The following is a 26,831-nucleotide window of genomic DNA, read 5'->3' as shown; positions in this document are numbered from 1 at the left end:
AGGAAAGCGATGACGACAGACCGAGGCGCCGTCCTCCCGCTCACCGCGGCACAGGCGGAGATCTGGTTCGACGAGCAGTTCGCCACCGGGCCGCTCGGCTACAACATGGCCGACTACATCGACCTGCGCGGACCGCTGGACACCGAGGTGCTCGGCCGGGCCCTCGGACGTCTCGGGCACGAGGCCGAGGGACTGCGGGTGCAGTTCGTCGAGGAGGAGGGCGCCCCCGGACAGATCGTCCGGCCGCTCGCCCAGCTCCCCCTGAAGACCCTCGACCTGAGCGGCGAGGCGGACCCGCTCGCCGCGGCCGGGGCGTGGATGCGCGCCGACCACGCCGATCCCCTGAAGGTCACCGACTTCCCGCTGTTCCGCGGCGCCCTCATCCGGCTCGGCCCCGAGCACCACCTGCTCTACCTGTGCATGCACCACATCCTGGCCGACGGGTTCAGCCGCGCGCTGCTCTACCCGAAGCTCGCCGCCCTCTACAGCCGGCTCGCCGCCGGTGCCCGCCCGGGCGACCTCGCCGCCGACGCCATGCCGCCCTTCCACCGGCTTCTGGACGCCGAACGCGACTACCTCGGCTCCCCGCACGTCGAACGCGACCGCGCCTACTGGACCGCACGGCTCACCGAGAGCACCCGCGGCCCGGCCCCCGAACTCGTCTCGCTCTCCTCGCGGCAGCCCGCCCCCGGCCGCAGCGCGCTGCGGCACACCACCCGCCTCGGCACCGAGGCCACGGACGCCCTGCGCGCCCTCGCCAGGGACGGCAAGGTCACCCTGCCCGTGGTCCTGGTCGCCGCGGCCGCCGCGTACACCCGGCACGCCACCGGCGTCGACCGGCCGCTGCTCACCCTGCCGGTGACCGGCCGGGTCGGCGCCGCCAGCCGGGAGATCCCCGGCATGCTGGCCAACTACCTTCCGCTGGCCGTGCCGGTGCGCCCCGGCATGACCCCGGCCCAGCTGCTGCGCCAGTCCTGGGTCGAGGTGTCGGGGGCCCTGAAGCACCAGCGGTACCGGGGCGACCGCGTCCGCCGCGACATCGGCCTGCGCACCGACGACCGGCGCCCCTTCGGGCCGTTCATCAACGTCCTCGATCAGGACCCTGCCCTCGCCTTCGGCACCGGCTGCCGGGGCACCGTCGTCAATCTCTCCACCGGCATCGTCAACGACCTCATCATCACCGTCCTCAACACCGCCGACGGCACGATGGAGATCCACCTCGACGGCAACCCGGAGCTCTACACGTCCGAGGAGCTGGCCACCCACCTGGCCCGCTTCGAGGCGTTCCTCGGCGACCTCGCCGCCCTCCCCGCCGACCACCCCGTCGGCCGGATCGGCATCGGCGCCCCCGGGGAACGGCTCGGACTGCTCGGCACCTGGGACCGGGACACCGAACAGGCCGGCTACGAGGGGCTCGTGGAGCGGGTCCGGGACGTCGCCGCGCTCTCGCCCGGCGCCGTCGCCGTCTCCGACGGCACACAGGAGGTCACCTACGCCGGTCTCGTCACCCGTGCCGCCGGGGTCGCCGCCCGCCTGCGCGCCGCCGGCACGGCCACCGGTGCGGTCGTCGCCCTGCTCGCCGAGCCCGGCGTGCCCTTCGTCGCGGGCGTGCTGGGCGTCCTGGCCGCCGGCGGTGCCTATCTGCCGCTGGACCCGGCCGCCCCGGCCGCCCGCAACGCGGCACTCCTGCGGGACAGCGGCGCACGCCACCTCCTCCTCGGCGCCGGGCTCGACGCCCCGGACGCGGACGTCGTGGCCCTGTCCCTCACCGACCCGGCCGACGCCCGCGGCGACGCCGGACTCCCCCTGTCCGGGGGCCCGCTCGACCTGGCGTATGTGATGTTCACGTCGGGGTCGACGGGGCGTCCGAAGGGGGCGATGGTCCAGCGGTCGGGGATGGTGAATCACCTGTGGGCGAAGGTGGCGGATCTGGAGCTGGTCGCGGGTGAGGTGGTGGTGCAGAACGCTCCGCTGACGTTCGACGTGTCGGTGTGGCAGATGCTGGCTCCTTTGTTGGTGGGGGGCCGGGTGCGGGTGTCGGGCGTGGAGCTGGCGGCGGATCCGGTGGGTCTGTTCGCGGTGGTGCGTGAGGAGCGGGTGGCGGTGCTGGAGGTGGTGCCGTCGTTGTTGCGGGCGGCGCTGGACGCCTTCGATGTGGAGGGCCGTGCGCCTGAGCTGCCGGATCTGCGGTGGCTGATGGTGACGGGTGAGGCGTTGCCCGCTGATCTGTGTGAGCGCTGGCATGGGCGTTATCCGCTGGTGCCGTTGATGAACGCGTACGGTCCGACGGAGTGTTCGGACGATGTGACGCATGGCGTGATCCGGTGCGGTGATGTGCTGGGTGGCCGGGTGCCGATCGGTGGTGCGGTGCGTCATACGCGGCTGTATGTGCTGAGCGACGAGTTGCAGCCGGTGCCGGCCGGGGTGCCGGGGGAGCTGTATGTCGGTGGTGCGGGTGTGGGCCGGGGTTATCTGGATGATCCGGGGCGTACCGCGGGGACGTTCGTGGCCGACCCGTTCGCGGGTTCGGGAGCGCGGATGTACCGGACGGGTGACCGGGTGGTGCAGCGTGCGGACGGGCAGCTGGAGTTCATCGAGCGCCGCGACCACCAGGTCAAGATCCGCGGACGACGCGTGGAGACCGGTGAGATCGAGGCCGTCCTGCGCTCCCTGGAGAGCGTGGCCGACGCCGCCGTCGCCGTCCTGCCCGACGCCTCCGGCCACCCGCGCCTGGTCGGCTACCTGACCGGGCCCGGCGTCGACGCCGTACAGGTCCGCCATGAGCTGGCCCAGCTGCTGCCCGCCTACATGATCCCGTCCACCTGGCTCGTCCTGGACGCCATGCCGCTCACCGCGAACGGCAAGCTCGACCGCAAGGCCCTGCCGCAGCCCGCGCTCGCCGGCCAGGAGACCGTGCGCGGTCCACGCACCGAGCGGGAGCGGATCCTGTGCGGGATTCTCGGGGACGTCCTCGGCACCCCCGAGGTCGGCGTCGACGAGGACTTCTTCGCGCTCGGCGGCGACAGCATCCGCTCCATCCAGGTCGTCAGCCGCGCCCGCAAGGCTGGGCTCGCCCTGACCACCCGGGACGTCTTCGAGCACAAGACCGTCGCCGCGCTGGCCCGCGCCGCCGGCGGCCCCGGCACCGGCGAGACGGACGAGCCGGACGGAGAACCGGGCGTCGGACCGTACGAACTGACGCCGATCATGGGCCAGTTGCACGAGGACGTCCGCAGCCTGACCGGGCCCGTCGTCAAGTACAGCCAGCACGTCGTCGTGCACGTGCCCGCGGACCTCGGTGCCGAGGTGCTGGAGACCGCCCTGCACGCCCTGGCCGACCACCACGACGCCCTGCGCACCCGCGCCACCGAGCCGTCGCCCGGGCTGTGGCACACCGAGGTGCTGGAACCCGGCGCACTGGCCGGTGTGCGCCTCCTCGCGCATGCGGACGCGGGCGGCGCCGACGGCAAGGACCTGCTCGCGTTCGCCGAACGGCAGGCCGCCGCCGCCCGCGCGCGGCTCGACCCGTCCGCCGCCATCATGCTCCAGGCCGTGCTGATCGCACCGGCCCCCGGCGCCGGCACCGCGCTGCTCGTGCTGTGCGGCCACCACCTCGTCGTCGACGGCGTCTCCTGGCGCATCCTGCTGCCCGACCTGGCGGCCGCCTGCGCGGCCCTCGCCGACGGGCGCACCCCCGCACTCGACCCGGTCGGCACCTCCTACCGGGCCTGGTCGCGCACGCTCGCCGACCAGGCCCGCACCGAGAGGCGCGGCACCGAACTCGCCCTGTGGCAGGGCCTGCTCGACGGCCCCGACCCACTCATCGGCACCCGCCGCCTCGACCCCGCCAAGGACGTGTACTGCACCCGCCGGACCCTCCGTCTGGAACTCGGGCCCGACGTCACCGGCCCGCTCCTCACCGAGGTGCCCGCCGCCTTCCACGCGGAGGTCAACGACGTCCTGCTGACCGGCCTCGCCCTGGCCGTCGCCGACTGGCGGCGCCGGCACGGCCGTACCCCCTACGCGCAGACCCTGATCGAGCTGGAGGGCCACGGCCGCGAGCAGCTCACCGACGACCTCGACCTGTCCCGCACCGTCGGCTGGTTCACCAGCGCCTTCCCGGTCCGCCTCGATCCGGGTGCCCTCGACTGGGACGAGGTGTGGGCGGGCGGCCCCGCCCTGTCCACCGCTCTGAAGCGCGTCAAGGAACAGCTGCGCGCCCTGCCCGACCGGGGTGTCGGCTTCGGCCTGCTGCGCTACCTCAACCCGCACGCCGCCCGCGTCCTCGTCCCCTACGCCCGCCCGCAACTCGGCTTCAACTACATGGGCCGCTTCGACGCCCGCGAGGACCGGCTGTGGGAACCGGCGGGCGGTGACGGCGTCGTCGGCACCGGCGCCCACCCCGGTATGCCGCTGCCGCACCTCCTCGACGTCACCCCGGCCACCGAGGACCGCCACGACGGCCCCCACCTCATCGCCAACTGGGCGTGGGCCGGCCAGGCGGTCGCCGAGGAGGACGCCCAGGACATCGCCGAGACCTGGTTCCGTGCCCTCGGCCTGCTGGTCCGGCACACCACCGGGTCCGGCGCGGGCGGCCGCACCCCGTCCGACCTGCCGCTGGTCGCCCTGAGCCAGGCGGAGATCGAGACGTACGAGAGCGAACTCGCCGCCGCCGGCACCGCCCTGGCCGACGTCCTGCCCCTCACCCCGCTCCAGCAGGGCCTGCTGTTCCACGCGGACTACGACAGCGAGACCACCGACGTCTACACACTCCAGATCGTCGCCGAACTGGAGGGCGACCTCGACGCCGCCGTGCTGCGCGCCGCCGGACAGGCCCTGCTCGACCGGCACCCCAACCTGCGCGCCGCCTTCCGCGCCCGCGCCACCGGCGACCCCGTGCAGATCGTGCCGGACCACGCCGAACTGCCCTGGCAGGAGACGGACCTGCGGGCCCTGCCGGAACCGGAGCGCACCGCGGAGCTCGACCGGATCACCGAGGCCGAACGGACCCGGCGCTTCGACCTGACCTCCCCGCCGCTCCTCAGGTTCGCCCTGGTCACCCACGGCGAGGGACGGCACCGGTTCATCTGGACCAGCCACCACATCCTCGTCGACGGCTGGTCGATGCCGCTGCTGGTGCGCGAGCTGTTCGCCCTGTGCCGTCCCGACCCGGACACCACGCTCCTGCCCGACCCCGCCCCCTACCGCTCCTACCTCGCCTGGCTCGCCGCCCAGGACCGTGAGGCCGCCCGGGCGGCCTGGCGCACCGCACTGGAGGGCGTGGACGAGCCGACGCTGCTCGTACCGGCCGACCCCGGCCGCGCCCCCGCGCTGCCCGACAGCGTGCACGCCGAGGTGCCGCGCGAGCTGACCGCCGCCCTGTCCGGCTGGGCCCGCGCCCGGGGTCTCACCCTCAACACGGTCGTCCAGGGCTGCTGGGCGCTGCTCCTCGGGCGGCTCACCGGACGCCAGGACGTCGTCTTCGGCGCCGTCACCTCCGGCCGGCCCGCCGAGGTCCCCGACGTCGAGTCGATGATCGGCATGTTCCTCACCACGGTCCCGGTCCGGGTCCGGCTCAGCCCCGGCACGACCCTCGCCGAGCTGCTGTCCACGCTCCAGGACCAGCAGACCGCGCTGCTGCCGCACGAGCACCTGGGCCTCGCCGACATCCACAAGGCCGCCGGACTGACCGGCGAGGTCTTCGACACCGTCGTCCTGTTCGAGAACTTCCCGCTCGGCGCGGCCGGCACCGACTCCGGGGCCGACGGCACCCGGGTGCTGCGCACCGAGGCCAGGGACGCCCGCCACCACCCGCTGAGCATGGCCGTGTTCCCCGGCGAGTCCCTGCACCTGCGGTTCGACTACGCGCCCGGCCTGTTCACCCGCGCCGGCGTCGAACGCGTCGCCGTGATGTTCCGGCACCTCCTGCGCACCGTCGCCGACGACCCCGCGCTGCCGCTCGCCCGGGTCGACGTCACCGCGCCGGCCGGCCTCGCCGGACCGGGGACGCCCGGCGACCTCGGCGGTCTGCTCGGCACCTGGGACCCCTCGATCCCCGAGGAGAGCCTCGGCGTCGTGGAGCGGGTGCGCGCGGTCGCCGACCGCATCCCGGACGAGCCCGCCCTGACGGACGACACGGGCACCCTCAGCTACCGGGAGCTGGTCGAGACGTCCGGCGGGCTGTCCGCCCGGCTCACCCGGGACGGCGTGCGGACCGGCTCCGTGATCGCGATGCTCGCGGACCCCGGCGTGCCGTTCGTGACGGGTGTGCTGGGTGTGCTGGGCGCGGGCGGTGCCTATCTGCCGCTGGACCCGGCGGCCCCGGGCGCCCGCAACGCGGCACTCCTGCGGGACAGCGGCGCCACCCACCTGCTGGTGGGCCGGGCGTACGCGGCGCAGGCCCGCGAGATTGCCGGCGACGCCACCGTCCTCGTCCTGGAGGACACGCTGACCGACCGCGCCCTGCCGCCCACCGTCGGCGGTGGTCTGGATCTGGCGTATGTGATGTTCACGTCGGGGTCGACGGGGCGTCCGAAGGGGGCGATGGTCCAGCGGTCGGGGATGGTGAATCACCTGTGGGCGAAGGTGGCGGATCTGGAGCTGGTCGCGGGTGAGGTGGTGGTGCAGAACGCTCCGCTGACGTTCGACGTGTCGGTGTGGCAGATGCTGGCTCCTTTGTTGGTGGGGGGCCGGGTGCGGGTGTCGGGCGTGGAGCTGGCGGCGGATCCGGTGGGTCTGTTCGCGGTGGTGCGTGAGGAGCGGGTGGCGGTGCTGGAGGTGGTGCCGTCGTTGTTGCGGGCGGCGCTGGACGCCTTCGATGTGGAGGGCCGTGCGCCTGAGCTGCCGGATCTGCGGTGGCTGATGGTGACGGGTGAGGCGTTGCCCGCTGATCTGTGTGAGCGCTGGCATGGGCGTTATCCGCTGGTGCCGTTGATGAACGCGTACGGTCCGACGGAGTGTTCGGACGATGTGACGCATGGCGTGATCCGGTGCGGTGATGTGCTGGGTGGCCGGGTGCCGATCGGTGGTGCGGTGCGTCATACGCGGCTGTATGTGCTGAGCGACGAGTTGCAGCCGGTGCCGGCCGGGGTGCCGGGGGAGCTGTATGTCGGTGGTGCGGGTGTGGGCCGGGGTTATCTGGATGATCCGGGGCGTACCGCGGGGACGTTCGTGGCCGACCCGTTCGCGGGTTCGGGAGCGCGGATGTACCGGACGGGTGACCGGGTGGTGCAGCGTGCGGACGGGCAGCTGGAGTTCATCGAGCGCCGCGACCACCAGGTCAAGATCCGCGGACGACGCGTCGAACTGGGCGAGATCGAAGCCACCGTCCGAGGGCTCGACCAGGTCACCGACGCGGCCGTGACCGTCGTCCCCGACGCCTCCGGCACCCCGCGCCTGGTCGGCTACCTGACCGGACCGGCCGCGTCCCCCGACGCCGTACGGGACGACCTGGCGCGGCTGCTGCCCGCCTACATGATCCCGTCCACCTGGCTCGTCCTGGACGCCATGCCGCTCACCGCGAACGGCAAGCTCGACCGCAAGGCCCTGCCCCGTCCGGACCACACGGACGACACGCGGCCCACGCGGGGCCCGCGCGACGAGCGCGAGGAGATCCTCTGCGGCATCCTCGCCGAGGTGCTCGGCATGCCTGCCGTCGGCGTCGACGAGGACTTCTTCGCGCTCGGCGGCGACAGCATCCGCTCCATCCAGGTCGTCAGCCGCGCCCGCACCGCCGGGCTCGCCCTCACCACCCGGGACGTCTTCACGCACCGTACGGCCGCCGCGCTCGCCCGCGCCGCGGCGGGCGCCGAGGCCGCACCGCCGGAGCCCGAGCCCGACGGCGAACTGGTCTCCCTGACCGACGACGAACTGGCCGACCTCGAATTCGAGCTGAGTGAGGATCTGTCGTGACCGAGCCGAGAACCAGGACCAGGATCAGCGAGGTCCTCCCGCTCTCCCCGCTCCAGCAGGGCCTGCTCTTCCTGTCCTCCTACGACCGCACCGGCCCGGACCTCTACACGCTCCAGTTCGTCGCGGACATCGACGGCGACCCGGTGGACGTGGAGCGCCGGCTGCGTGCCGCGTCCGCCGCCCTGCTGCGCCGCCACCCCAACCTGCGGGCCTGCTTCCGCAGCCGCCGCAACGGTGAGCCTGTGCAGGTCGTCCCGCACGAGGACGAGGTACGCCCGCCGTGGTCCGTGCACGACCTCGCGGACGTGCCCGAGAAGGAGCGGGAGGCGGAGGCCGCGCGGATCGCGCGCGAGGACCGGCTGCGGCGCATCGACCCGGCCCGTCCGCCCCTCATGCGGTTCGCCCTGCTGCGGCTCGGCGCGCACCGCTGCCGGCTGGTGTGGTCCGTGCACCACATCCTCCTCGACGGCTGGTCCCTGCCGCTCGCGGTGCGCGAGCTGACCCTCCTCGCCGACGAGCGGGGCGCCGCCTCCCTGCCCGAGCCCCCGGCCTACCGGTCCTTCCTCGGCTGGCTCGGCACCCGCGACCCCGCCGCGGCCCGCACGGCCTGGGCGGGGCTGCTGGCAGGGCTCGACGGGCCCGTACGGGTCGCCCCGGAGACGGCCGGAGCGGACACCGGGCTCCCCGAGACGGACCACGCCCTGCTGTCCGAGGAGCACACCGCCGCGCTCACGGCCTGGGCGCGCGGACGCGGGCTGACCCTCAACTCCGTGGTGCAGGGCTGCTGGGCGGTGCTGCTGGGCCGGCTCACCGGACGCGACGACGTGGTCCTGGGGGCCGTCACCTCCGGCCGGCCCGCCGAGGTGCCCGGCGTCGAGTCGATGATCGGGCTGTTCGCCAACACCCTGCCGGTGCGGGCCGACGTACGACCGGGGCGGCGGGCGAGCGAGCTGTTCGGTGAACTGGCCCGGCAGCAGCTGGAGATGATGCCGCACGAGCATCTGCCGCTCGCCGAGGTGCAGTCCGCGAGCGGAGTCCAGGGCGACCTCTTCGACACCGTGCTCGCCTTTCAGAGCTACCCGCTGGACGAGGAGGGCCTGCGCCGGGAGACCGGCGGCACGGTGCGCGCGGCCCGGGTGCACGCGGCCACCCACTACCCCCTCCACCTCACCGTCGTACCGGGCGACCGGCTGGAGCTCCAGCTGGCGTACCGGCCGTCCGTGCCGGACGGCGGGAAGGTGCTCGGCCGGCTCGTGCGCGTCCTGCGCCAGGTCGCCGAGAACCCGGACGTCCTCCTCGCCGACCTCGGCGGGCTCGCCCCCGAGGACGAGCGGCGCATCCTCACCGAGTGGAGCGGCACCCCCGCGTCCGGCCCGGACACCGCCCGCCGGGCGACCGTCCCGGAACTGTTCGCCGCGCAGGCCGCCCGCACCCCCGGCGCGGTGGCGGTGACCGCCGGCACCGAGAGCCTCACCTACCGGGAGCTGGACCGGCGGGCCAACCGGCTCGCGCACCTCCTCGCCGCCCGGGGTGCCCGACCGGAGACCTTCGTGGCGGTGTCCCTGCCGCGCGGTGCCGACCTCGTCGTCGCCGTCCTCGCCGTGCTGAAGGCGGGCGCCGCCTACCTTCCGCTGGAGCCCGCCCACCCGGCCGAGCGCGTCGCCCACACCCTGCGCGACGCCCGCCCCGTCCTCCTGCTGACCCGCACCGGCACCGACCTGCCCGCCCACCCCGGCACCGCCCGCGTCGACCTCGACACGGCCGGGACCGCCGCCGAGCTCGCCACCCACCCGGACACCGCGCCCCGGCCCGCCGTCACCCCCGGGCACGCGGCCTACGTCATCTACACCTCCGGCTCCACCGGCCGCCCCAAGGGCGTGGTGGTGCCGCACCAGAACGTCGTCCGGCTGCTCGACTCCACCGACGCCTGGTTCGGCTTCGGACCCGACGACGTGTGGACGCTGTTCCACTCCATCGCCTTCGACTTCACCGTGTGGGAGCTGTGGGGCGCCCTGCTGTACGGCGGACGCCTGGTCGTGGTCCCGCACGACGTCTCCCGCTCGCCCGACGCCTTCCGGGACCTGCTCGCCCGCGAACGGGTCACCGTCCTCAACCAGACCCCGTCGGCCTTCTACCAGCTGATGCGCGCGGACGCCGAGGCGTGGAACGAACTGTCCCTGCGGCACGTCGTGTTCGGCGGCGAGGCCCTCGACCTCGGCCGGCTCGCCGGCTGGTACGCGCGGCACGCCGACGACGCCCCGCGCCTGGTCAACATGTACGGCATCACCGAGACCACGGTCCATGTCTCCTACCAGGAGCTGGACGCCGCGACGGCCGCCGCCGGCGGGGGCAGCGTGATCGGGCGCGGCATCCCCGACCTGCGGGTGTACGTCCTGGACGGCGCGCTGCGCCCCGTGCCGGCCGGAGTGCCCGGCGAGCTGTACGTGGCCGGTCCGGGTCTCGCGCGCGGCTATCTGGGACGCCCGGGGCTGACCGCCGACCGGTTCGTGGCCTGCCCGTTCGGACCGCCGGGCGCGCGCATGTACCGCACCGGCGACCTGGCCCGGTGGCGGGACGACGGCACCCTCGTCTACCTGGGCCGCGCCGACCAGCAGGTGCAGCTGCGCGGCTTCCGTATCGAGCCCGGCGAGATCGCGACCGTCCTCGGCCGGCACCCGCGCGTCGCCGAGGCGGCCGTCATCGCCCGCGAGGACCGCCCCGGGGACCAGCGGCTGGTCGCGTACGTCGTGACGGACGACGACTCCTCCGGCCGCGAACTGACGGCCTCCCTGCGGGACTTCACGGCCTCCCGGCTGCCCGAGCACATGGTCCCCGCCGCCGTCGTCCGGGTCCCCGCGCTGCCCCTGACCGCCAACGGCAAACTCGACCGCCGCGCCCTGCCCGCCCCGACCTACGCCACCTCCGACCGCGCCCCGCGCACCCCCGCCGAGGAGACGCTGTGCGCGGTCCTCGCCGACGTGCTCGGCCTCGAACGCGTCGGCGTGGACGACGACTTCTTCGCGCTCGGCGGGCACTCGCTGCTCGCGACCCGCGTCGTCAACCGGATCCGCGCCGAACTCGGCGCCGAACTGGGCCTGCGCGACCTGTTCGAGGCCCCGACGGCCGCCGCGCTCGCCGCCCGCCTGCCCGCCGCCGGACCCGGCAGACCCCCGCTCACCGCACGCCCCCGCCCCGCCACGCTGCCCCTGTCGTACGCCCAGCAGAGGCTGTGGTTCATCGAACGGCTCGGCGCCCCCGGCGGCCTCTACAACATCCCGCTGGCCGTCCGGCTCACCGGACCCCTGGACACAGCCGCGCTGGAGACGGCGCTCGGTGACGTAGTCGCCCGGCACGAGGCGCTGCGGACGGTGTTCCCGGCCCGCGCCCTGCCCGCCTCCGCCGAGTCGGCGGGCACCGGGGCCTCCCCCGTACCCGGTGCCCGCCCCACCGGGGGCGTCGGCCCGGCCGAGCAGCGGGTGCTCGCCCCGGCCGACGCCCCGGTCCCGCTGCCGGTGACCGCCGTCGACGAGGCGGGCCTGGACGCCGCCCTGGCCGCCGAGGCGGGCCGCGGCTTCGACCTGCGGCGGGAGATACCGCTGCGGGCCCGGCTGTTCGCGGTCGGGCCCGGCGAGCACGTCCTGCTGCTCGTCCTGCACCACATCGCGGGCGACCGCTGGTCCCTGGCGCCCCTCACCCGCGACCTCACCACCGCCTACGAGGCGCGCCGCGCCTGCCGTGCCCCCGCCCTGCGCCCGCTGCCCGTGCAGTACGCCGACTACACGCTGTGGCAGCGCGAGCTCCTCGGCGACGAACACGACCCCGGCAGCGAGCTCGGCCGCCAGCTCGCGCACTGGACGCAGGCCCTCGACGGGCTGCCCGAAGAACTCCGGCTGCCCTACGACTTCCCGCGCGGCACCCGCGCCGGGCACCACGGCGGTCTCGTCCGCGCCGACGCCCCGCCGGAACTGGTCCGCGCGCTGCGCGCGTTCGCCGCGCGATCCGGCGCCAGCGTCTTCATGGTCCTGCAGGCCGCGCTCGCCGCCCTGCTCACCCGGCTCGGCGCGGGCACCGACATCCCGCTCGGCACCCCGGTGGCGGGACGCTCCGACGAACGCCTCGACGACGTCGTCGGCATGTTCGTCAACACCCTCGTGCTGCGCACCGACACCGGCGGCGACCCGGACTTCCGCCGACTGCTCGCAAGGGTGCGGGAGTTCACCCTGTCCGCGTACCGCAACCAGGACGTGCCCTTCGAGAAGCTCGTCGAGGCGCTCAACCCGGAGCGGTCGATGTCCCGGCACCCCCTGTTCCAGGTCATGCTGAGCCTGCAGCAGGAGGCGGAGCCGCCCCGCTTCGGCACCGGCGGCCTGACCGTACGGCCCCGGGAGGTGCCCGGGTCCACAGCGAAGTGGGATCTGTTCCTCCAGCTCACCGAGGAGGGCACCGACGGTCTGTCCGTCGCGCTGGAGTACCGCACCGACCTCTTCGAACCGGCCACCGCCCGCCGGATCGCCGACGCCTATCTGCGGCTGCTCGGCGCCGCGCTGGCCGACCCCGGCGCACCGCTGTCCCGGCTCGACGTCCTCGACCCGGCCGAGGGCGCGTACCTGCTGGAGCGGGGCACCCGCCACACCGGCACCGACCGGACCACCGTCACGGAACTCGTGGCCCGTCGGGCCGCCGCCGCACCGGACGCCGTCGCCCTGGTCCACACCGGCGGCGACGGCCGCACGACCGAGACCACGTACGGCGACCTGGACGCCGCCGCGAACCGCCTCGCCCACCTGCTCACCGGACGCGGCGTCGGCCGCGGCGACCTGGTGGCGCTGCGCCTGGAGCGGGGCCCGGCCACCGTCACGGCCCTGCTGGCCATCGCCAGGACCGGGGCGGCGTACCTGCCGCTCGACCCCGCCCATCCGGTGGAGCGGACGCACGGCATGCTGGCCGACAGCGGGGCCCGGCTGCTGCTCACCGAGGAGGCGCTGGCGGACGCCGCGACCGGATGCCCGGCCGACGTCGTCGTCCTGGACGCCCCCGACGTGCGGGGCGCCCTCGCCCCTCTCCCGGCCACCCCGCCGGACGTCGCCCCGCCCCGCCCGGACGACCTCCTCTACGTCATCTACACCTCCGGCTCCACCGGCCGCCCGAAGGGCGTCGCCGTCACGCACCGCGCCGCCGTACGGCTCGTCCAGGGCCTGCCCGAACTGGCCCTCACCGCCGGCGACACCTTCCTGTACTTCGCGCCGGTCGCGTTCGACGCGTCCACCTTCGAGATCTGGACGCCGCTCACCCACGGCGCCCGGCTCGCGATCTGCCCGCCGGGACCCGCCGACCCGCGGGCGCTGGGCGACTTCTGCCGGTCGGCCGGGGTGAGCGTGGCCTTCCTGACCACCCAGTTCGTCAACGCCGTCGCCGACACCGGGCCCGACGCGCTCACCCCGCTGCGGGTGCTGCTGACCGGCGGCGAGACGCACTCCCGCGACCACCTCGACCGGCTGCGCGCCGCCCTGCCCGGCACCCGCGTGTACAACGTGTACGGCCCCACGGAGGCCACCACCTTCGCCACCCTCCAGGACTGCGCCGAGGCGGTGGACGCCCCGGCCGGCGTGCCCATCGGACTGCCCATCGGCGACACCCACACCTATGTGCTGGACGACGCGCTGCGGCCGGTGCCGCGCGGCGTGGTCGGCGAGCTGTACCTGGCGGGACCGGGCCTGGCGCTCGGCTACCTGGGGAGGCCCGGCGCGAGCGCGGAGCGGTTCGTCGCCTGCCCGTTCGGCGCGCCGGGGCAGCGGATGTACCGCACCGGGGACCTGGTGCGCTGGGACGCGCGCGGCCGTATCGACTACGTGGGGCGCGCCGACCAGCAGGTGAAGATCCGCGGCTTCCGCATCGAACCCGGCGAAATCGAAGGCCGGCTGACCGGCCACCCGGCCGTCGCACGGGCCGCCGTCCTCGCCCCCGCCGGACCCGGCGGACAGCGCCGGCTCGTCGCCTACGTCGTCCCCGCCCCCGGCCGGCCCGCGCCCGACGCCGCCGAGCTGCGCGCCCACCTGGCCCGCTCCCTGCCCGGATACATGGTGCCCGCGGCCTACGTCGCACTGCCGGACCTGCCGCTCACCCCGAACGGCAAGCTCGACGTCCGCGCCCTGCCCGCCGCCGGCACCGCCCCCGCCGACCGGGCCGTACGGCCGCCGCGCACCGACGCGGAACGCGTCCTCTGCGCGGCCGTCGCCGAGGTGCTCGGCACCGGACCGGTCGGTCCCGACGACGGGTTCTTCGCCCTCGGCGGCGACAGCCTCAAGGCGATCCTGCTGGTCAACGCCGCCGCCCGGGCCGGACTGCGGATCAGTCTCGCCGCCGTCTTCGAGCACCGGACCCTGGAGTCGCTCGCGGCCGCCTCCGCGACCCTCGGCGAAGGCGTCGACCCGCTCGGCCCGATGCTGCCCATCCGGTCCACCGGCACCCGGCCCCCGCTGTTCTGCGTCCACGGCGGCCTCGGCTTCGGCATCCCGTTCGCCACGCTCGCCGAGCACCTCGACCCCGGCCGGCCGGTGTACGCCCTCCAGGCCCGCGGCCTCGCCGCCGGCGAACCCCTGCCCCGGGACCTCGGCGAGGTCGCCGACGACTACGTCCGGCGCGTCCGCGCCGTCCAGCCCGAGGGGCCGTACCACCTGCTCGGCTGGTCCTACGGCGGAGTCGTCGCCCACGAGATGGCGATCCGGCTGCGCGCCGCCGGCCAGGAGGTGGCCTACCTGGCCAACCTGGACGCCTTCCCCGGCGACGCGGACGGCGCCGCGCCCACCGACGAGGAGTTCCTCGCCGACTTCCTCACCGAGGCGGGCGTCGACACCACGGGGCTCGGCACGCTCACCCCGGCCGCCGTCGCCGCCCACCTCGACCGGCTCGGCGGCCCGCTCGCCGGTCTGGGCGCGGCCACCCTGGAGCGGCTGCTCGGCGTCATGCGCAACCACCTCGACCTGTTCCGGCGCTTCACACCCGGCCGTCTCGACGGCTGCCCGATGACGCTCTTCCTGGCCGCCGAAGGCGTCACCGGGGAGGAACGCGCCCTGCGGGCCAAACGCTGGGAGCCGCACCTCGCGGCCGCCCCGAAGACGTACGACGTCGACTGCGGCCACCAGCGGATGCTCGCCCCCGGCCCGGCGGCCGTCATCGGCCGCCACGTCGAACACGATCTCGCCGCCCTGGCGGCCGCCCGCTGACGCGGCACCCGAACGTCCCACCCTTCCGCACAGATCAGGAGAACCCCATGGCCAACCCCTTCGACAACGAAGACGGCACCTTCCTCGTCCTCGTCAACGACGAGGGGCAGCACTCCCTGTGGCCGTCCTTCGCGGCCGTGCCCGACGGCTGGCGGGTCGTGCTCGACGCGACCGACCGGGCCACCGCCGTCGCCCACGTGGAGAGCAACTGGACCGACATGCGTCCGCTCAGCCTCCAGCGGCAGGCGGGCTGAGCGTGTCCTCGTCCGACATCGCCATCCTCGCCGAGGGCCTGGGCAAGACCTACCGCTCCCACACGGCGCTGCACGGCATCGACCTGGCGGTGCCGGCCGGCACCGTCCTCGGCGTGCTCGGGCCCAACGGCGCCGGCAAGACGACCACCGTGCGCATCCTCGCCACCCTCGTCCAGCCGTCCGCCGGCCGGGCCACGGTCGCCGGGCACGACGTCGTCCGGGACAGCCGCGAGGTGCGCCGGCGCATCGGCCTGGCCGGCCAGTACGCGGCCGTCGACGAACTGCTCACCGGGCGCGAGAACATCGCGCTGCTCGCCCGGCTGCTGCGGTTCGGGCGGCGCGGCGCCGCCCGGCGCGCCACCGAACTGCTCGAACGCTTCGAGCTCACGGAGGCCGCCGACCGGCCCGTCGGCACCTACTCGGGCGGGATGCGCCGCCGCCTCGACCTGGCCACCTGCGTCATCGGCGAGCCCGAGGTGCTGTTCCTCGACGAACCCACCACCGGCCTCGACCCGACCAGCCGGGCCGTGCTGTGGGACATCGTGCGCGACCTCGTCGCCGGCGGGGTGACCATCCTGCTCACCACCCAGTACCTCGAGGAGGCCGACGAACTCGCCGACCGGATCGCCGTGATCGACGCCGGCCGCGTCATCGCCGAGGGCACCCCGCAGTCCCTCAAACGCCAGGTCGGCAGCGAGTTCCTGGAGGTCACCGTGGCCCGCCCGGAGAACCTGGGCGACGCGGTGGCCGCCCTGTCCGGGCTCGGCGGCCGGGCGCCGGCCGTCGACGAGGGCGCCCGCCGGGTGTCGGTGCAGCTCGGTCCGGACGGCCTGGACGAGGTGGCCCGCGCCGCGCTCGCCCTGCGCGAGAAGGGGGTGCCCCTCGCCGACTTCGAACTGCGCAGGCCCACGCTCGACGACGTCTTCTTCGACCTCACGGGCACCGGCCGGAAAGAGGAGACCCAGTGACGGCCACGGCCACGACGACCCGCCCCGCGCCCTCCGGCGGCGCCCTCGCCGGGCATCTGGGGGACACCCTGACGCTGGCGGGCCGGCACCTCACCCATCTGCGGCGCTCGCCCGGCCGGCTGATCCTCGTCACGATGAACCCGCTGGTCATGCTGATCGCCGTCGGCTACCTGTTCCGCAACTCCATGCAGGTCCCCGGGCACGTGGCCTACGAGGACTTCATCATGGCCGGCATCGCCATCCAGGTCGGCCTGACCAGCGTCGGCCCCACCGCCATCGGGGTCGCCCTCGACCTGCGGCACGGCCTCGTGGACCGGTTCCGCTCCCTGCCGATCTCCCCGGCGTCCGTGCTCGTCGGACGCACCCTGTCCGACCTGTTCGTCGGCGCGGTCAGCCTCACCGCGGTGTCCCTGGCCGGCCTCGCCGTCGGCTGGCGCCCGCACGAGGGCGCCCTGCGCACCGCCGCCGGATTCGCCGTCCTGCTCGCCTTCGTCTACGTGATGCTCTGGGTGGGAATTCTGCTCGGCACCACCCAGAAGAACATCGAGGCCATCGACGGCACCGGCGCTCTCGTCCTCGTCGTGTTCAGTTTCCTGTCCAACGCCTACGTCTCCGTGAGCGGACTGCCCGGCTGGCTGCGCCCGGTCGCGGAATGGAATCCGGTGACGTCCGTCATCACCACCTGCCGGCGGCTGTGGGGCAACGACCCGGCGGGCGCCGCCGGGACCGGTTTCCCCGCCCAGCACCCCGGGGCCGTCACCGCCATCACGCTGACCGCGCTGCTGGTCGTGGCCGTGCTGGGCAGCGTACGCGGCTTCCGGCGGGCCGTCGGACGCTGACCGGCGACGCCCGTCAGCGGTCCATCAGCTGGACGTCAGCGCGCAGTCACCGACGCTCACTACGTTTTTCCGCGACAGCAGATCTCAACCGTCATAAACGGAGGAAACAGCAATGACGACGGTCGCCCCCGAACGCCTCAGCCGAATCCGGGAAATCATCGCCGAGAACATCGACGTCGACCTCGGCTCCCTTTCCGACACGGCCCTGTTCATCGACGAACTCGGCGCCGACTCGCTGAAGCTCATCGACGTCCTCAGCGCCCTGGAGATGGAGTACTCCATCGTCATCGACATGAACGAACTCCCCAGGATGGTGAACGTCGAGGCCACCTACCAGGTGACCGCGGCGGCCGCCGGCTGGTGACCGGCACCCCCCGTCCCGAGCGTCCGTCCCTCCGAAGGAGTCCCATGTCCACCGCACCAGCACGCCGCCGGGTCGTCCTCACCGGCTACGGGGTGATCTCCAGCATCGGCACGGGTGTCGAGGAGTACACGGCGGGGCTGCGGGCCGGCCGCTCCGGCGCACGGCCCATCACCCGGTTCGACACCGAGGGCTTCGGCCAGGACATCGCCTGCGAGGTCCCCGACTTCGAGCCCGGGCGGTGGATCCGCAACGTCCCCCTGGACGACATGGGCCGCGCCGGCCAGTACGCGGTCGCCGCCGCACGGATGGCCGTCGAGGACGCCGGGCTCACCGAGACCGACCTCGGCGAGCGGCCGGCCGTCGTCACCGTCGGCACCACCGACGGCGAATCCCACGACATCGCGCTGCTGCTGGAGCAGGAGCTCGCCGCCGGCGACCCCGAGGCGATGGACCCGGTGCTGTCCCGCCGCATCAACGCGGGCCGGCTGTCCACCGTCATCGCCCGCGAACTGCGCATGCCGAACGTGGAGGCCACCACCGTCACCACCGCCTGCGCCGCCGGGAACTACTCCATCGGCTACGGCCTGGACGCGATCCGCTCCGGCGAGGTCGACCTCGCGCTGTGCGGCGGCGCCGACGCCGTGTGCCGCAAGGCGTTCGCCTTGTTCAAGCGGTTCGGCGCGCTCACCCCCGACGTGGTGCGGCCCTTCGACAAGGACCGTCAGGGCATCCTCACCGGCGAGGGCGCCGGCATCCTCGTCCTGGAGAGCCTGGAGTCCGCGCTCGCCCGCGGCGCCCGCATCCACGCCGAGGTCCTCGGCTACGGCCTCAGCTGCGACGCCGCCCACCCCACCGCGCCCAACCGCGACGGCATCGCGCGCGGCATCCGCCTCGCCCTCGACGACGCCGGCGTCGAGCAGGAGGAGGTCGACTTCATCTCCGCGCACGGCACCGGCACCAAGGCCAACGACAAGACCGAGTCGGCCGCCATCGTCGACGTGTACGGCGACACCCCGCCGCGCACCGTCGCCGTGAAGTCGATGCTCGGCCACTCGATGGGCGCCGCCAGCGCGCTCGGCGCGATCGCCTGCGGCATCGCCATCGAGGAGGGCTTCATCCCGCCCACCATCAATCACCGCGAGACCGACCCGGACTGCCCGCTCGACGTCGTGCCCAACCGGGCCGTCGAGGCGGACGTACGGATCGTGCAGAACAACTCCAGCGCCTTCGCCGGCAACAACGCCGTCCTGATACTCGGCACGTACGGGGAGTGAGTGACGACCATGAGCACCGCAACCGCCAGTCCGGAGGCCACGTTGCCGCCCGGCACACCCGTCATCACCGGCTGGTCGGCCGTCTCGCCGTACGGCATCGGCCGTGAACGCTTCGCCGCCGGGGTCCGCGCCGGCGCCAAGACGGCCGTGAAGGCGGACGCCGGGCTCGGCTCCCTGCCGTCCTCCGACGTCTGCGTGGTGCCCGGCTTCGACATCCAGGAGGTGCTCGGCAAACGCGGCACCGCCAAGATGGACCGGCTCACCGCGCTGGCCCTGGTCGCCTCGGACGGCCTCCTGCTGGACGGCGACGGCAACCGCGTCGTGGAGACCGACGACCTGACCGGCGTCGTGCTCGGCATCACCATGGGCAGCCTGGAGAACGTCACCGACTTCCTGCGCCAGTCCTACACCAACGAGCGCCCCTTCTACGTCGACGCGGGACGCATCCCGTTCGGCAGCCTCAACCACGCCGCCGGCGCCACCGCCATCCGGCACGGCCTGAAGGGCCCCAACACCACCGTCGCCGGCGGCCGGGTCAGCGGCCTGCTCGCCCTGAACTACGCGCGCCGCCTGATGCACCAGGGCCGGGCCACGAAGTACCTGGTGGGCTCCGCCGAGGAGTTCTCCGCCGCGCACGCCTGGTTCGAGCACACTGCCGCCGCCCCCGGCGACCCGGCGCCGCTGCTCGGCGAGGGCTGCGGCCTCTTCCTCCTCGAACCCGCGGACACCGCCGAACGCCCCGCGCTGGCCGCCGTGCTGAGCGTGGAGACCCGCGTCGACATCGACGACGACCCGCAGGCCGCCGTCACCGCGTGCGCCCGCCGCGCACTCGACCGGGCCGGCGTCGACGCCGCCGGACTGTGGGCCGCCGTGCCGTGCGCCGCGCCGACCGCCGCCGGACGCGCCGAGCACGAGGCCCTCGCCGCCCTCGTCCCCGCCGACGCGCTCTCCCGCGTGCCGTCCATGGAACTGCTCGGCGACACCAGCGCCGCCTCCGCCTCCTTCCAGATCGGAGCCGTCCTCGCGGTCGCCGAGGCCGACCCCGGCTCCCGGGGCCGTACCGCCCTGGTCTCCGCCGTCGACCGCGACGGCGCGGTGGCCGCGGCCGTCCTGCGCCTGATGGGGGAGCAGCGGTGATCGCACTGGTCAGCGGCGGCTCCCGGGGCATCGGCAGGGCGATCGTGACGCGCCTGGCCCAGGACGGGTACGACGTCGCCTTCTGCTACCGCTCCGACGAGGACGCCGCCGAACGCCTCACCAAGGAGGCCGCCGAGCACGGCACCCGGGTCACCGCCACCCGCTGCGACGTCGCCGACGCCGACGGCGTACGCGACTGGTACGCGCGCACCGAGCGCGAGCTCGGCCCCGTCGACGCCGCCGTCACCTCCGCCGGCATCACCCGGGACCGGCCGCTGGTGCTGATGCCCGAGGAGGACTGGAACCAGGTGTTGCGCACCAACCTCGACGGCGTCTACCACGTGTGCCGGGCCGCCGCGTTCTCCATGAGCAAGCGCCGGACCGGCGCCATCGTCAACCTGTCGTCGGTCGCCGGCGTGTACGGCAACACCGGGCAGGCCAACTACGCCGCCTCCAAGGCCGGGATCATCGGGTTCACCAAGTCCCTGGCCAAGGAGTGCGGGCCCCGCGGCGTCCGGGCCAACGTGGTCGCGCCCGGCCTCATCGAGACCGACATGGTCGGCGGCATGCCGGAGACCGCCCTGCAGCGGCAGCTGAGGAACGTGGCGCTGGGCCGCCTCGGCCGCCCCGAGGAGGTCGCCGACCTGGTCTCCTTCCTGGTGTCCCAGCGGGCCGCGTACATCACCGGCTCGGTCCTCGAGATCCACGGCGGCGGCACCTTCTGATGAGCGGCGGAACCCGACCCCAGCAGCGCGGCGCCCGCGACCTCGACGGCCGGCACTACGACGCGATCGTCGTCGGCAGCGGCATCGGCGGCCTCGTCGGCGCCGGATACCTGGCCGCCGACGGCCGCCGGGTCCTCGTCCTCGAACAGCACGACGTGGCCGGCGGCAACGCGCACGTCTTCCGGCGCCGCCGCAAGTACGAGTTCGACGTCGGCACCCACTACCTCGGCGACTGCGGCGAGGGCGGACTGCTGCCCGCCGTGCTGTCCGGCCTGGGCGTGCGCGACCGCGTGCGGTTCCGGCCCATGGACAACGAGGGCGGCTTCGACCGGATCATGACGCCCACGGCCACCGTGGACGTGCCGGCCGGCTGGGAGCGGTACCGGGCCCGCCTCAAGCAGGCCCTGCCCGCCGAGGCCGACCGGGTCGACCGGTTCGTCGACCTCGCCGTCGCCGTGGCCGGCGCCAGCCGCGCCGGGCTGATGGGCGAGTCGATGGTCGAGCTGTTCCGCCGCTCCCCGCAGACGATGCGCTGGACCCGCCGCACCCTCGGCAGGGCGCTCGACCACTGCGGACTGTCCCCGAAGGGCCGCACCCTGCTCGCCGCGCAGGCCGGCAACTACGGCGCCATGCCCGACGGCATCGGCTTCGCCGAGCACGTCAACATCATGGACCACTACCTGCGCGGCGCGTACTACCCCGAGGGCGGCGGCCAGACCCTCGTCGCCGCCTTCGTGGAGGCCCTGGAGTCCTACGGCGGCGAGCTGCGCACCCGCACCGAGGTGCGCCGCGTCCTGATCGACGGCGGACGCGCCACCGGCGTGGAACTCGCCGACGGGCAGCGTGTGTTCGCGCCCCTGGTCGTCTCCAACGCCGACTACCGGCGCACCGTCCTCGACCTGTGCGGCGGCGAGGAGTCCTTCCCCGCCGACCTGGTCGCCCGCACCCGTGCGGCGACCATGCGCAGCGCGGTCGTCGCCGTGTACGTCGCCCTCGACACCGAGCTGGACGGCCTGCCGAACGCCAACATCTGGTGGCACGACAGCGACGACATGGAGGCCGCCCACGCCGACGTGCTCGACCGCTACGAGCGCGACGGCGTCTTCGACCGGATCCCCCAACTCGCGTTCTCCTTCGCCTCCGTGAAGGACCGGGGATCGAAGGCGGTCTGCCCGCCCGGGCACAGCAACTTCCAGCTCATGACCGGCTGCCCGCCCGGCCACGCCTTCTGGGGGGTGCGCGGCGGCCCCGCGGACGGCGAACCGTACCGCCGCAACCCCGCCTACCTGGCCCGCAAACGCGAGGTGACCGAGCTGATCCTGGACGCCGCCGAACGCGTCCTCGGGCCCGTCCGGGACCGCGTCACCCACGTGGAGACCGCGACCCCGCTCACCAACGAGCGCTACATCCGCGCCAGCGGCGGCACCCCGTACGGCATGGCCAGCTGGGGCTCCGACGGCCGCCGCCCGGACGTGCGCACGGACGTCGAAGGGCTCTACGTCGTCGGTCAGAACGTCCGCTACGGCAGCGGCGTCGGCGGCGTCGCCACCGGTGGCATGGCCGTGGCCTCCCAGATCCTCGGCCGCCCCCTGCTGGCCGAGGTGTACGGCGGCACGGTCCTCGGCGACCCCGCCCGGCTGCCCGACCGGCACCCGGACTGGGACCCGCTGCTGGTGTCCCGGGGCCGGGCCCGGCAGGACGCCAAGGGCCTCGCCCGGATCGGCTGACCCGGCCCCCGCCCCCGTACGACCCTTCCACCTCTCAGGAGCAGCATCCCCATGACTCAGGTCCCCCCCTTCGCCGTCGTCTCCGGCGCCCAGGTGCACCAGGCGCTCGACGGGCACGAGAACGAGGTGGTCGCGGCCGTCGAGGCCGCCTACCGGCTGCACGGCGAGGGACAGACGGTCAACCCGGACTCGTACTTCCTGCGGTTCCCGGACCGTCCGTCGTCCCGGATCATCGCGCTGCCCGCCTCCGTCAGGGGCGACGTCGGCGTGCACGGCATCAAGTGGATCTCCAGCTTCCCGGAGAACGTCGCCGCGGGCATTCCGCGCGCCTCGGCGGTGCTGATCCTCAACGACGCCGAGACCGGCTACCCGTTCGCCTGCCTGGAGAGCTCCATCATCAGCGCCGCCCGCACCGCCGCCTCGGCGGCGCTGGCCGCCGACCGGCTCGGCACGGCCCGCGGCACCCGGCCCACCCGGGTCGGCTTCGTCGGCGTCGGCCTGATCGCCCGCTACCTGCACACCTACCTCGCCGCGAGCGGCTTCGACTTCGAGGCGATCGGCGTGCACGACCTGTCCGCCGAGCATGCCGAGGGCTTCCGGGGCTATCTGCGGCGCGCCGAGGGCGACGGTGTGGAGATCACCGTCCACGACAAGGCCGAGGACCTGATCCGCTCCAGCGACCTCGTCGTCTTCGCCACCGTCGCCGGGGAACCCCACGTCACGGACCCGCAGTGGTTCACCCACCACCCGCTGGTGCTGCACGTCTCCCTGCGCGACCTGTCGCCCGAGATCGTCCTCGACTCCTGGAACGCCGTCGACGACGTCGAGCACTGCCTGAAGGCCGGCACGTCCCCGCACCTGGCGGAACAGCGCCTGGGAAACCGGGACTTCGTGGCCGGGACCCTGTACGACGTGCTCACCGGGGCCCTCACCCCGCCCTCCGACCGCACGGTGATCTTCTCCCCGTTCGGCCTCGGCGTCCTGGACCTGGCCGTCGCCAAGCACGTCTACGACCGGGTCGCAGCCGCCGGCGAGCTGCACACCGTGCCCGGCTTCTTCCACGAGCTCAAGCGGTACGGCTGAGCCACCGCTGACGAACGACTGACGGCGCGCTGACGGCCGGGACTTCCTGGCCGGGGCGCGCCTTGTCCCTGTCCCGAACGGCCCAACAGAATCGACGCCATGAGATCTTTCGCCAGTCTGGCCGACTTTGCCGCCGCCACCGGCGAACACCTGGGGTACAGCGAGTGGCAGCGGGTCACCCAGGACCGGGTCGACCGGTTCGCCGAGGCCACCGGCGACCTCCAGTGGATCCACGTGGACCCCGCACGGGCGGCGCGCAGCCCCTTCGGCGGGACCATCCTGCACGGCTACATGACCCTGGCCCTGCTGCCCGAGATGATGCGCGCCATCTTCGACATCGAGAAGATCGAGATGGGCGTCAACTTCGGCCTGGACAAGGTGCGTTTCCCCCGGCCCGTACCGGTCGGCTCCCGCGTCCGCGGCGGCGCCCGGCTGACCGGCGTGCGCGAGACCCCCGCCGGCCACCTCGCGGCCGTCCGGATGACGGTCGAGGTGGAGGGCGAGGAACGCCCGCGATCGGCCTGCGTCGCGGACACCCTGTCGCTCTTCATCGGCCCCTGACCCGCCCGGCGGGTGGAGGCAACACCCCTTTCCAGCCGCCGAAGAGGGGAGTTTTCCCCACCGCGCCGCCACCCCGGCCGTGGCCAGAATGAGGACACGGGCGCTTCGGCCCACGTACCGCACAGGCAGCAGAGAGGAGCGAGCCGTATGGACCGCACGATGCAGCTCGGGGTGAACCGCGCGCCCGACGAGATCAGGGGATTCTCGGTCGCGGCCGGACTGGTCGGGCTGCGCAGGGTGATGACCCTGTGCTGGATGGCGTCGGCGGCCTTCGGCCGGTCCCTGGCGGTGTCCGGGGCGATCTGGCTGGTGGGGCCCGGCCTCGGCGTGGTGCCGCGCGCCATGGAGGGCGTGCGCAACCTCGCCGCCCGCCAGCGCGAGCTGGCCCTGCGCTGGTCCGGGGTCGAGATCCCCGGCCCGCCCGGCCCGCTGCCCCCCGCACCCGAGGGAGCCTCCGGGGCCGCCGCCCGCTACCGGTGGATCATGAGCGACCCGCAGACCCGCCGGGAGTGGGTCTGGGTGCTCGTCGACCCGCTGGCCGGCGCGTTCTTCGCGTTCTTCCCGCTCGCCCTGATCCTCAGCGGCGTCTGGGGCGTCTTCCTCGCCTTCTTCGGGGTCCCGCTGTCCGTCGAATGGGACGGCCTGTGGTACCAGTTCATCCCGATCGAGGGCCAGGCCACCGCCGTCCTCGCCGGTGTCCTCGGCGTCCTCCAGCTGCCGCTCGCCCTGTGGGTCGCGCCGCGCGCCGTCCGCCGGCACGCCCTGTACACCCGCTCCATGCTCGCCCCCAGCGAGAGCGAGCTGATGGCCAGCCGCATCCAGCACCTGTCCACCACGCGCTCCGACGCCGTCGACACGCAGATGGCCGAGATCCGCCGTATCGAACGCGACCTGCACGACGGCGCCCAGGCCCGCCTGGTCGCGATGGGCATGACCCTGGACGCCGCCGAACACCTCCTGGAGACCAACCCGGAGGCCGTGCGCGCCCTGCTCATCGAGGCCCGTGAGTCCTCCTCCAAGGCCCTGGAGGAGCTGCGCGACCTCGTGCGCGGCATCCACCCTCCGGTCCTCGCCGACCGCGGACTCGCCGATGCCGTACGGGCGTTGGCGATGGTCTGCCCGGTCCGCACCGAGGTCCACGTCGACCTGCCGGGCCGCCCCGAGATGCCCGTCGAGTCCGCGGCCTATTTCGCGATCTCCGAGATCCTGACCAACGTCGCCAAGCATTCCGGCGCCGACCGGGCCTGGATCGACATCCGTTACGATCGCGGGATGCTGCGCATCACCGTCACGGACGACGGCCAGGGCGGTGCGGACGTCTCGCGCGGAACCGGTCTGCGGGGCATCGAGCGCCGGCTCGCCACCTTCGACGGCGTCCTCGCCGTCAACAGCCCCGTGAACGGCCCGACCATGGTGACGATGGAGCTTCCGTGCGTATTGTCCTCGCCGAAGACCACTTCCTCCTGAGGGACGGGCTGATCCGTCTCCTCGGCGCCCACGGCCACGAGGTCGTCGCCGCCGTGGACAACGGGACGGAACTGCTGGACGCGCTCATCGAGCGGCAGCCGGACGTCGCGGTCGTCGACGTCCGGCTGCCGCCGACGTTCACGGACGAGGGCCTGCGCGCGGTGCTGGCCGCCCGCGAACGCGTCCCGGACCTGCCGGTCCTGCTCCTCTCCCAGTACGTGGAGCCGCTGTACGCACGCGAGTTGCTGGCCGGCGGCGGCCGGGGCGTCGGCTACATGCTGAAGGACCGCGTCACCAACGGCGGCCACTTCCTCGACTCCATCCGCCGGGTGGCGGAGGGCGGCACCGCGATGGACCCCGAGGTGATCTCCAAGCTCCTGGTCCGCAAGGAGCGCGACGAGGCCGTGGGCAGCCTCTCCGAGCGTGAGCGCGAGGTCCTGGAATGGGTGGCGCAGGGCCGCTCGAACGCGGGGATCGCCCAGGGCCTGTTCATCTCCGAGAAGGCCGTCGCCAAGCACATCGGCAACATCTTCACCAAGCTCGGTCTCCTGCCGACGGACGGGGACAACCGCAGGGTGCTGGCCGTGCTGGCGTATCTGGACCAGTAGCGGGCGGGCGGTGTGAAACATGACGATCATCGGCGAGTCGTACTGACATGTCCAATTTCTTCACATTACTTTCGTAACTGTACGCAGTCGATCTCTCGTGGATCGCACCTCCTCACCTCTCCGGAGATGACATGCACAAGCTTCGCAAGGCTGCCGTCCTGGTCGTCGCCCTCGGCAGCGCCGGAATCCTGGCCAGCGGCACGGCCACCGCTCAGGGTCTCGACGGGCACGGCGGCAAGAAGGGCGGGGACAAGGTCAGCGTCCTGCAGAGCTCCAACTGCCGGTCGCACGACCTGAACGTCGACGTCCTCGGTGAGGTCGGCATCCTGAACGGCGCCCTGGGCAGCGCGCTCAACGGCGAGGGCGACCCGGGCGCGCAGGCGACCCACCTCGGCTCGTCCATGGGTTGCGACAACAGCGCGTTCTGAGGTCCGCCCGAAGGAACGGCGTTTCGCGCCACGCCTCAGGTCGCCCGGCGCCGACCCGGACGGGACACCCGTCGAAGGGGAGGCGTCCTGGCGCCCCGGGGTGAGACCGGCCGGTGGAGTGCGGCCGTGAGGAACACCCGGCCCAGCGCCGGTCCAGCCGAAAGGGCGTGACAGCGCCTGCGGCCGACCAACTCCACGACCACCCCCGAAGAACCGACCAGGGGCCCGACCCGCGCGAGCGGACCGGGCCCCTGGTCGGTTC

General features: G+C 74.0%; 15 protein-coding genes. All 15 read left to right on the top strand.

What is annotated here, in order from left to right:
* Positions 1-9 precede the first annotated feature (9 nt).
* Positions 10-7,911 (top strand): amino acid adenylation domain-containing protein, encoded by a 7,902-nt coding sequence (locus tag ACFRAC_RS22405; RefSeq protein ID WP_382926361.1) that lies wholly within the window; start codon positions 10-12, stop codon positions 7,909-7,911.
* Positions 7,908-15,134, top strand: coding sequence for an amino acid adenylation domain-containing protein (locus ACFRAC_RS22400; protein ID WP_382926358.1), 7,227 nt, complete (start codon positions 7,908-7,910; stop codon positions 15,132-15,134). The genes ACFRAC_RS22405 and ACFRAC_RS22400 overlap by 4 nt, the downstream gene beginning before the upstream one ends.
* 47 nt (positions 15,135-15,181) lie before the next feature.
* The gene (locus tag ACFRAC_RS22395; RefSeq protein ID WP_062668543.1) at positions 15,182-15,388 is read left to right on the top strand and encodes an MbtH family protein; all 207 of its coding nucleotides are present in this window, start codon (positions 15,182-15,184) and stop codon (positions 15,386-15,388) included.
* A gap of 2 nt (positions 15,389-15,390) precedes the next feature.
* Entirely contained in the window at positions 15,391-16,356 is a 966-nt protein-coding gene (locus ACFRAC_RS22390; RefSeq protein ID WP_382926355.1) for an ATP-binding cassette domain-containing protein, read from the top strand.
* Positions 16,353-17,195 (top strand): ABC transporter permease, encoded by an 843-nt coding sequence (locus tag ACFRAC_RS22385; protein WP_382926352.1) that lies wholly within the window; start codon positions 16,353-16,355, stop codon positions 17,193-17,195. Before ACFRAC_RS22390 ends, ACFRAC_RS22385 begins: the two co-directional genes overlap by 4 nt.
* 112 nt (positions 17,196-17,307) lie before the next feature.
* Positions 17,308-17,559 (top strand): acyl carrier protein, encoded by a 252-nt coding sequence (locus ACFRAC_RS22380; protein ID WP_361341184.1) that lies wholly within the window; start codon positions 17,308-17,310, stop codon positions 17,557-17,559.
* 44 nt (positions 17,560-17,603) lie between these two features.
* Positions 17,604-18,833, top strand: a complete 1,230-nt coding sequence (locus tag ACFRAC_RS22375; protein ID WP_382926348.1) for a beta-ketoacyl-[acyl-carrier-protein] synthase family protein — start codon at positions 17,604-17,606, stop codon at positions 18,831-18,833.
* A 9-nt stretch (positions 18,834-18,842) separates the two neighbouring features.
* Positions 18,843-19,970, top strand: coding sequence for a beta-ketoacyl synthase N-terminal-like domain-containing protein (locus tag ACFRAC_RS22370; protein ID WP_382926346.1), 1,128 nt, complete (start codon positions 18,843-18,845; stop codon positions 19,968-19,970).
* Positions 19,967-20,695 carry a 3-oxoacyl-ACP reductase FabG gene (gene fabG, locus ACFRAC_RS22365; protein WP_382926343.1) on the top strand — a complete coding sequence of 243 codons (729 nt, stop codon included), beginning with the start codon at positions 19,967-19,969 and terminating at the stop codon, positions 20,693-20,695. The genes ACFRAC_RS22370 and fabG overlap by 4 nt, the downstream gene beginning before the upstream one ends.
* A complete protein-coding gene (locus ACFRAC_RS22360; protein WP_382926341.1) occupies positions 20,695-22,422 on the top strand; it encodes a phytoene desaturase family protein in 1,728 nt (575 codons plus the stop codon). The genes fabG and ACFRAC_RS22360 overlap by 1 nt, the downstream gene beginning before the upstream one ends.
* Positions 22,423-22,473: 51 nt before the next feature.
* Positions 22,474-23,505 (top strand): 2,3-diaminopropionate biosynthesis protein SbnB, encoded by a 1,032-nt coding sequence (gene sbnB / locus ACFRAC_RS22355; RefSeq protein ID WP_382926337.1) that lies wholly within the window; start codon positions 22,474-22,476, stop codon positions 23,503-23,505.
* 99 nt (positions 23,506-23,604) lie between these two features.
* On the top strand, positions 23,605-24,066 hold the full coding sequence (locus tag ACFRAC_RS22350) for a MaoC family dehydratase (RefSeq protein ID WP_382926334.1): 462 nt from the start codon (positions 23,605-23,607) through the stop codon (positions 24,064-24,066).
* Positions 24,067-24,213: 147 nt separating this feature from the next.
* Positions 24,214-25,533, top strand: coding sequence for a sensor histidine kinase (locus ACFRAC_RS22345; protein WP_382926331.1), 1,320 nt, complete (start codon positions 24,214-24,216; stop codon positions 25,531-25,533).
* Entirely contained in the window at positions 25,497-26,141 is a 645-nt protein-coding gene (locus ACFRAC_RS22340) for a LuxR C-terminal-related transcriptional regulator (protein WP_382926329.1), read from the top strand. Before ACFRAC_RS22345 ends, ACFRAC_RS22340 begins: the two co-directional genes overlap by 37 nt.
* A 131-nt stretch (positions 26,142-26,272) precedes the next feature.
* Positions 26,273-26,569 carry a hypothetical protein gene (locus ACFRAC_RS22335; protein WP_361341160.1) on the top strand — a complete coding sequence of 99 codons (297 nt, stop codon included), beginning with the start codon at positions 26,273-26,275 and terminating at the stop codon, positions 26,567-26,569.
* The last annotated feature ends 262 nt before the right edge of the window (positions 26,570-26,831 follow it).

It is taken from the genome of Streptomyces sp. NPDC056628 (genome assembly GCF_042792555.1).
Taxonomy (GTDB): Bacteria; Actinomycetota; Actinomycetes; order Streptomycetales; family Streptomycetaceae; genus Streptomyces.
Note: the sequence above shows the minus strand (reverse complement) of the source record. Positions and strands in the feature narration are given on the sequence as shown.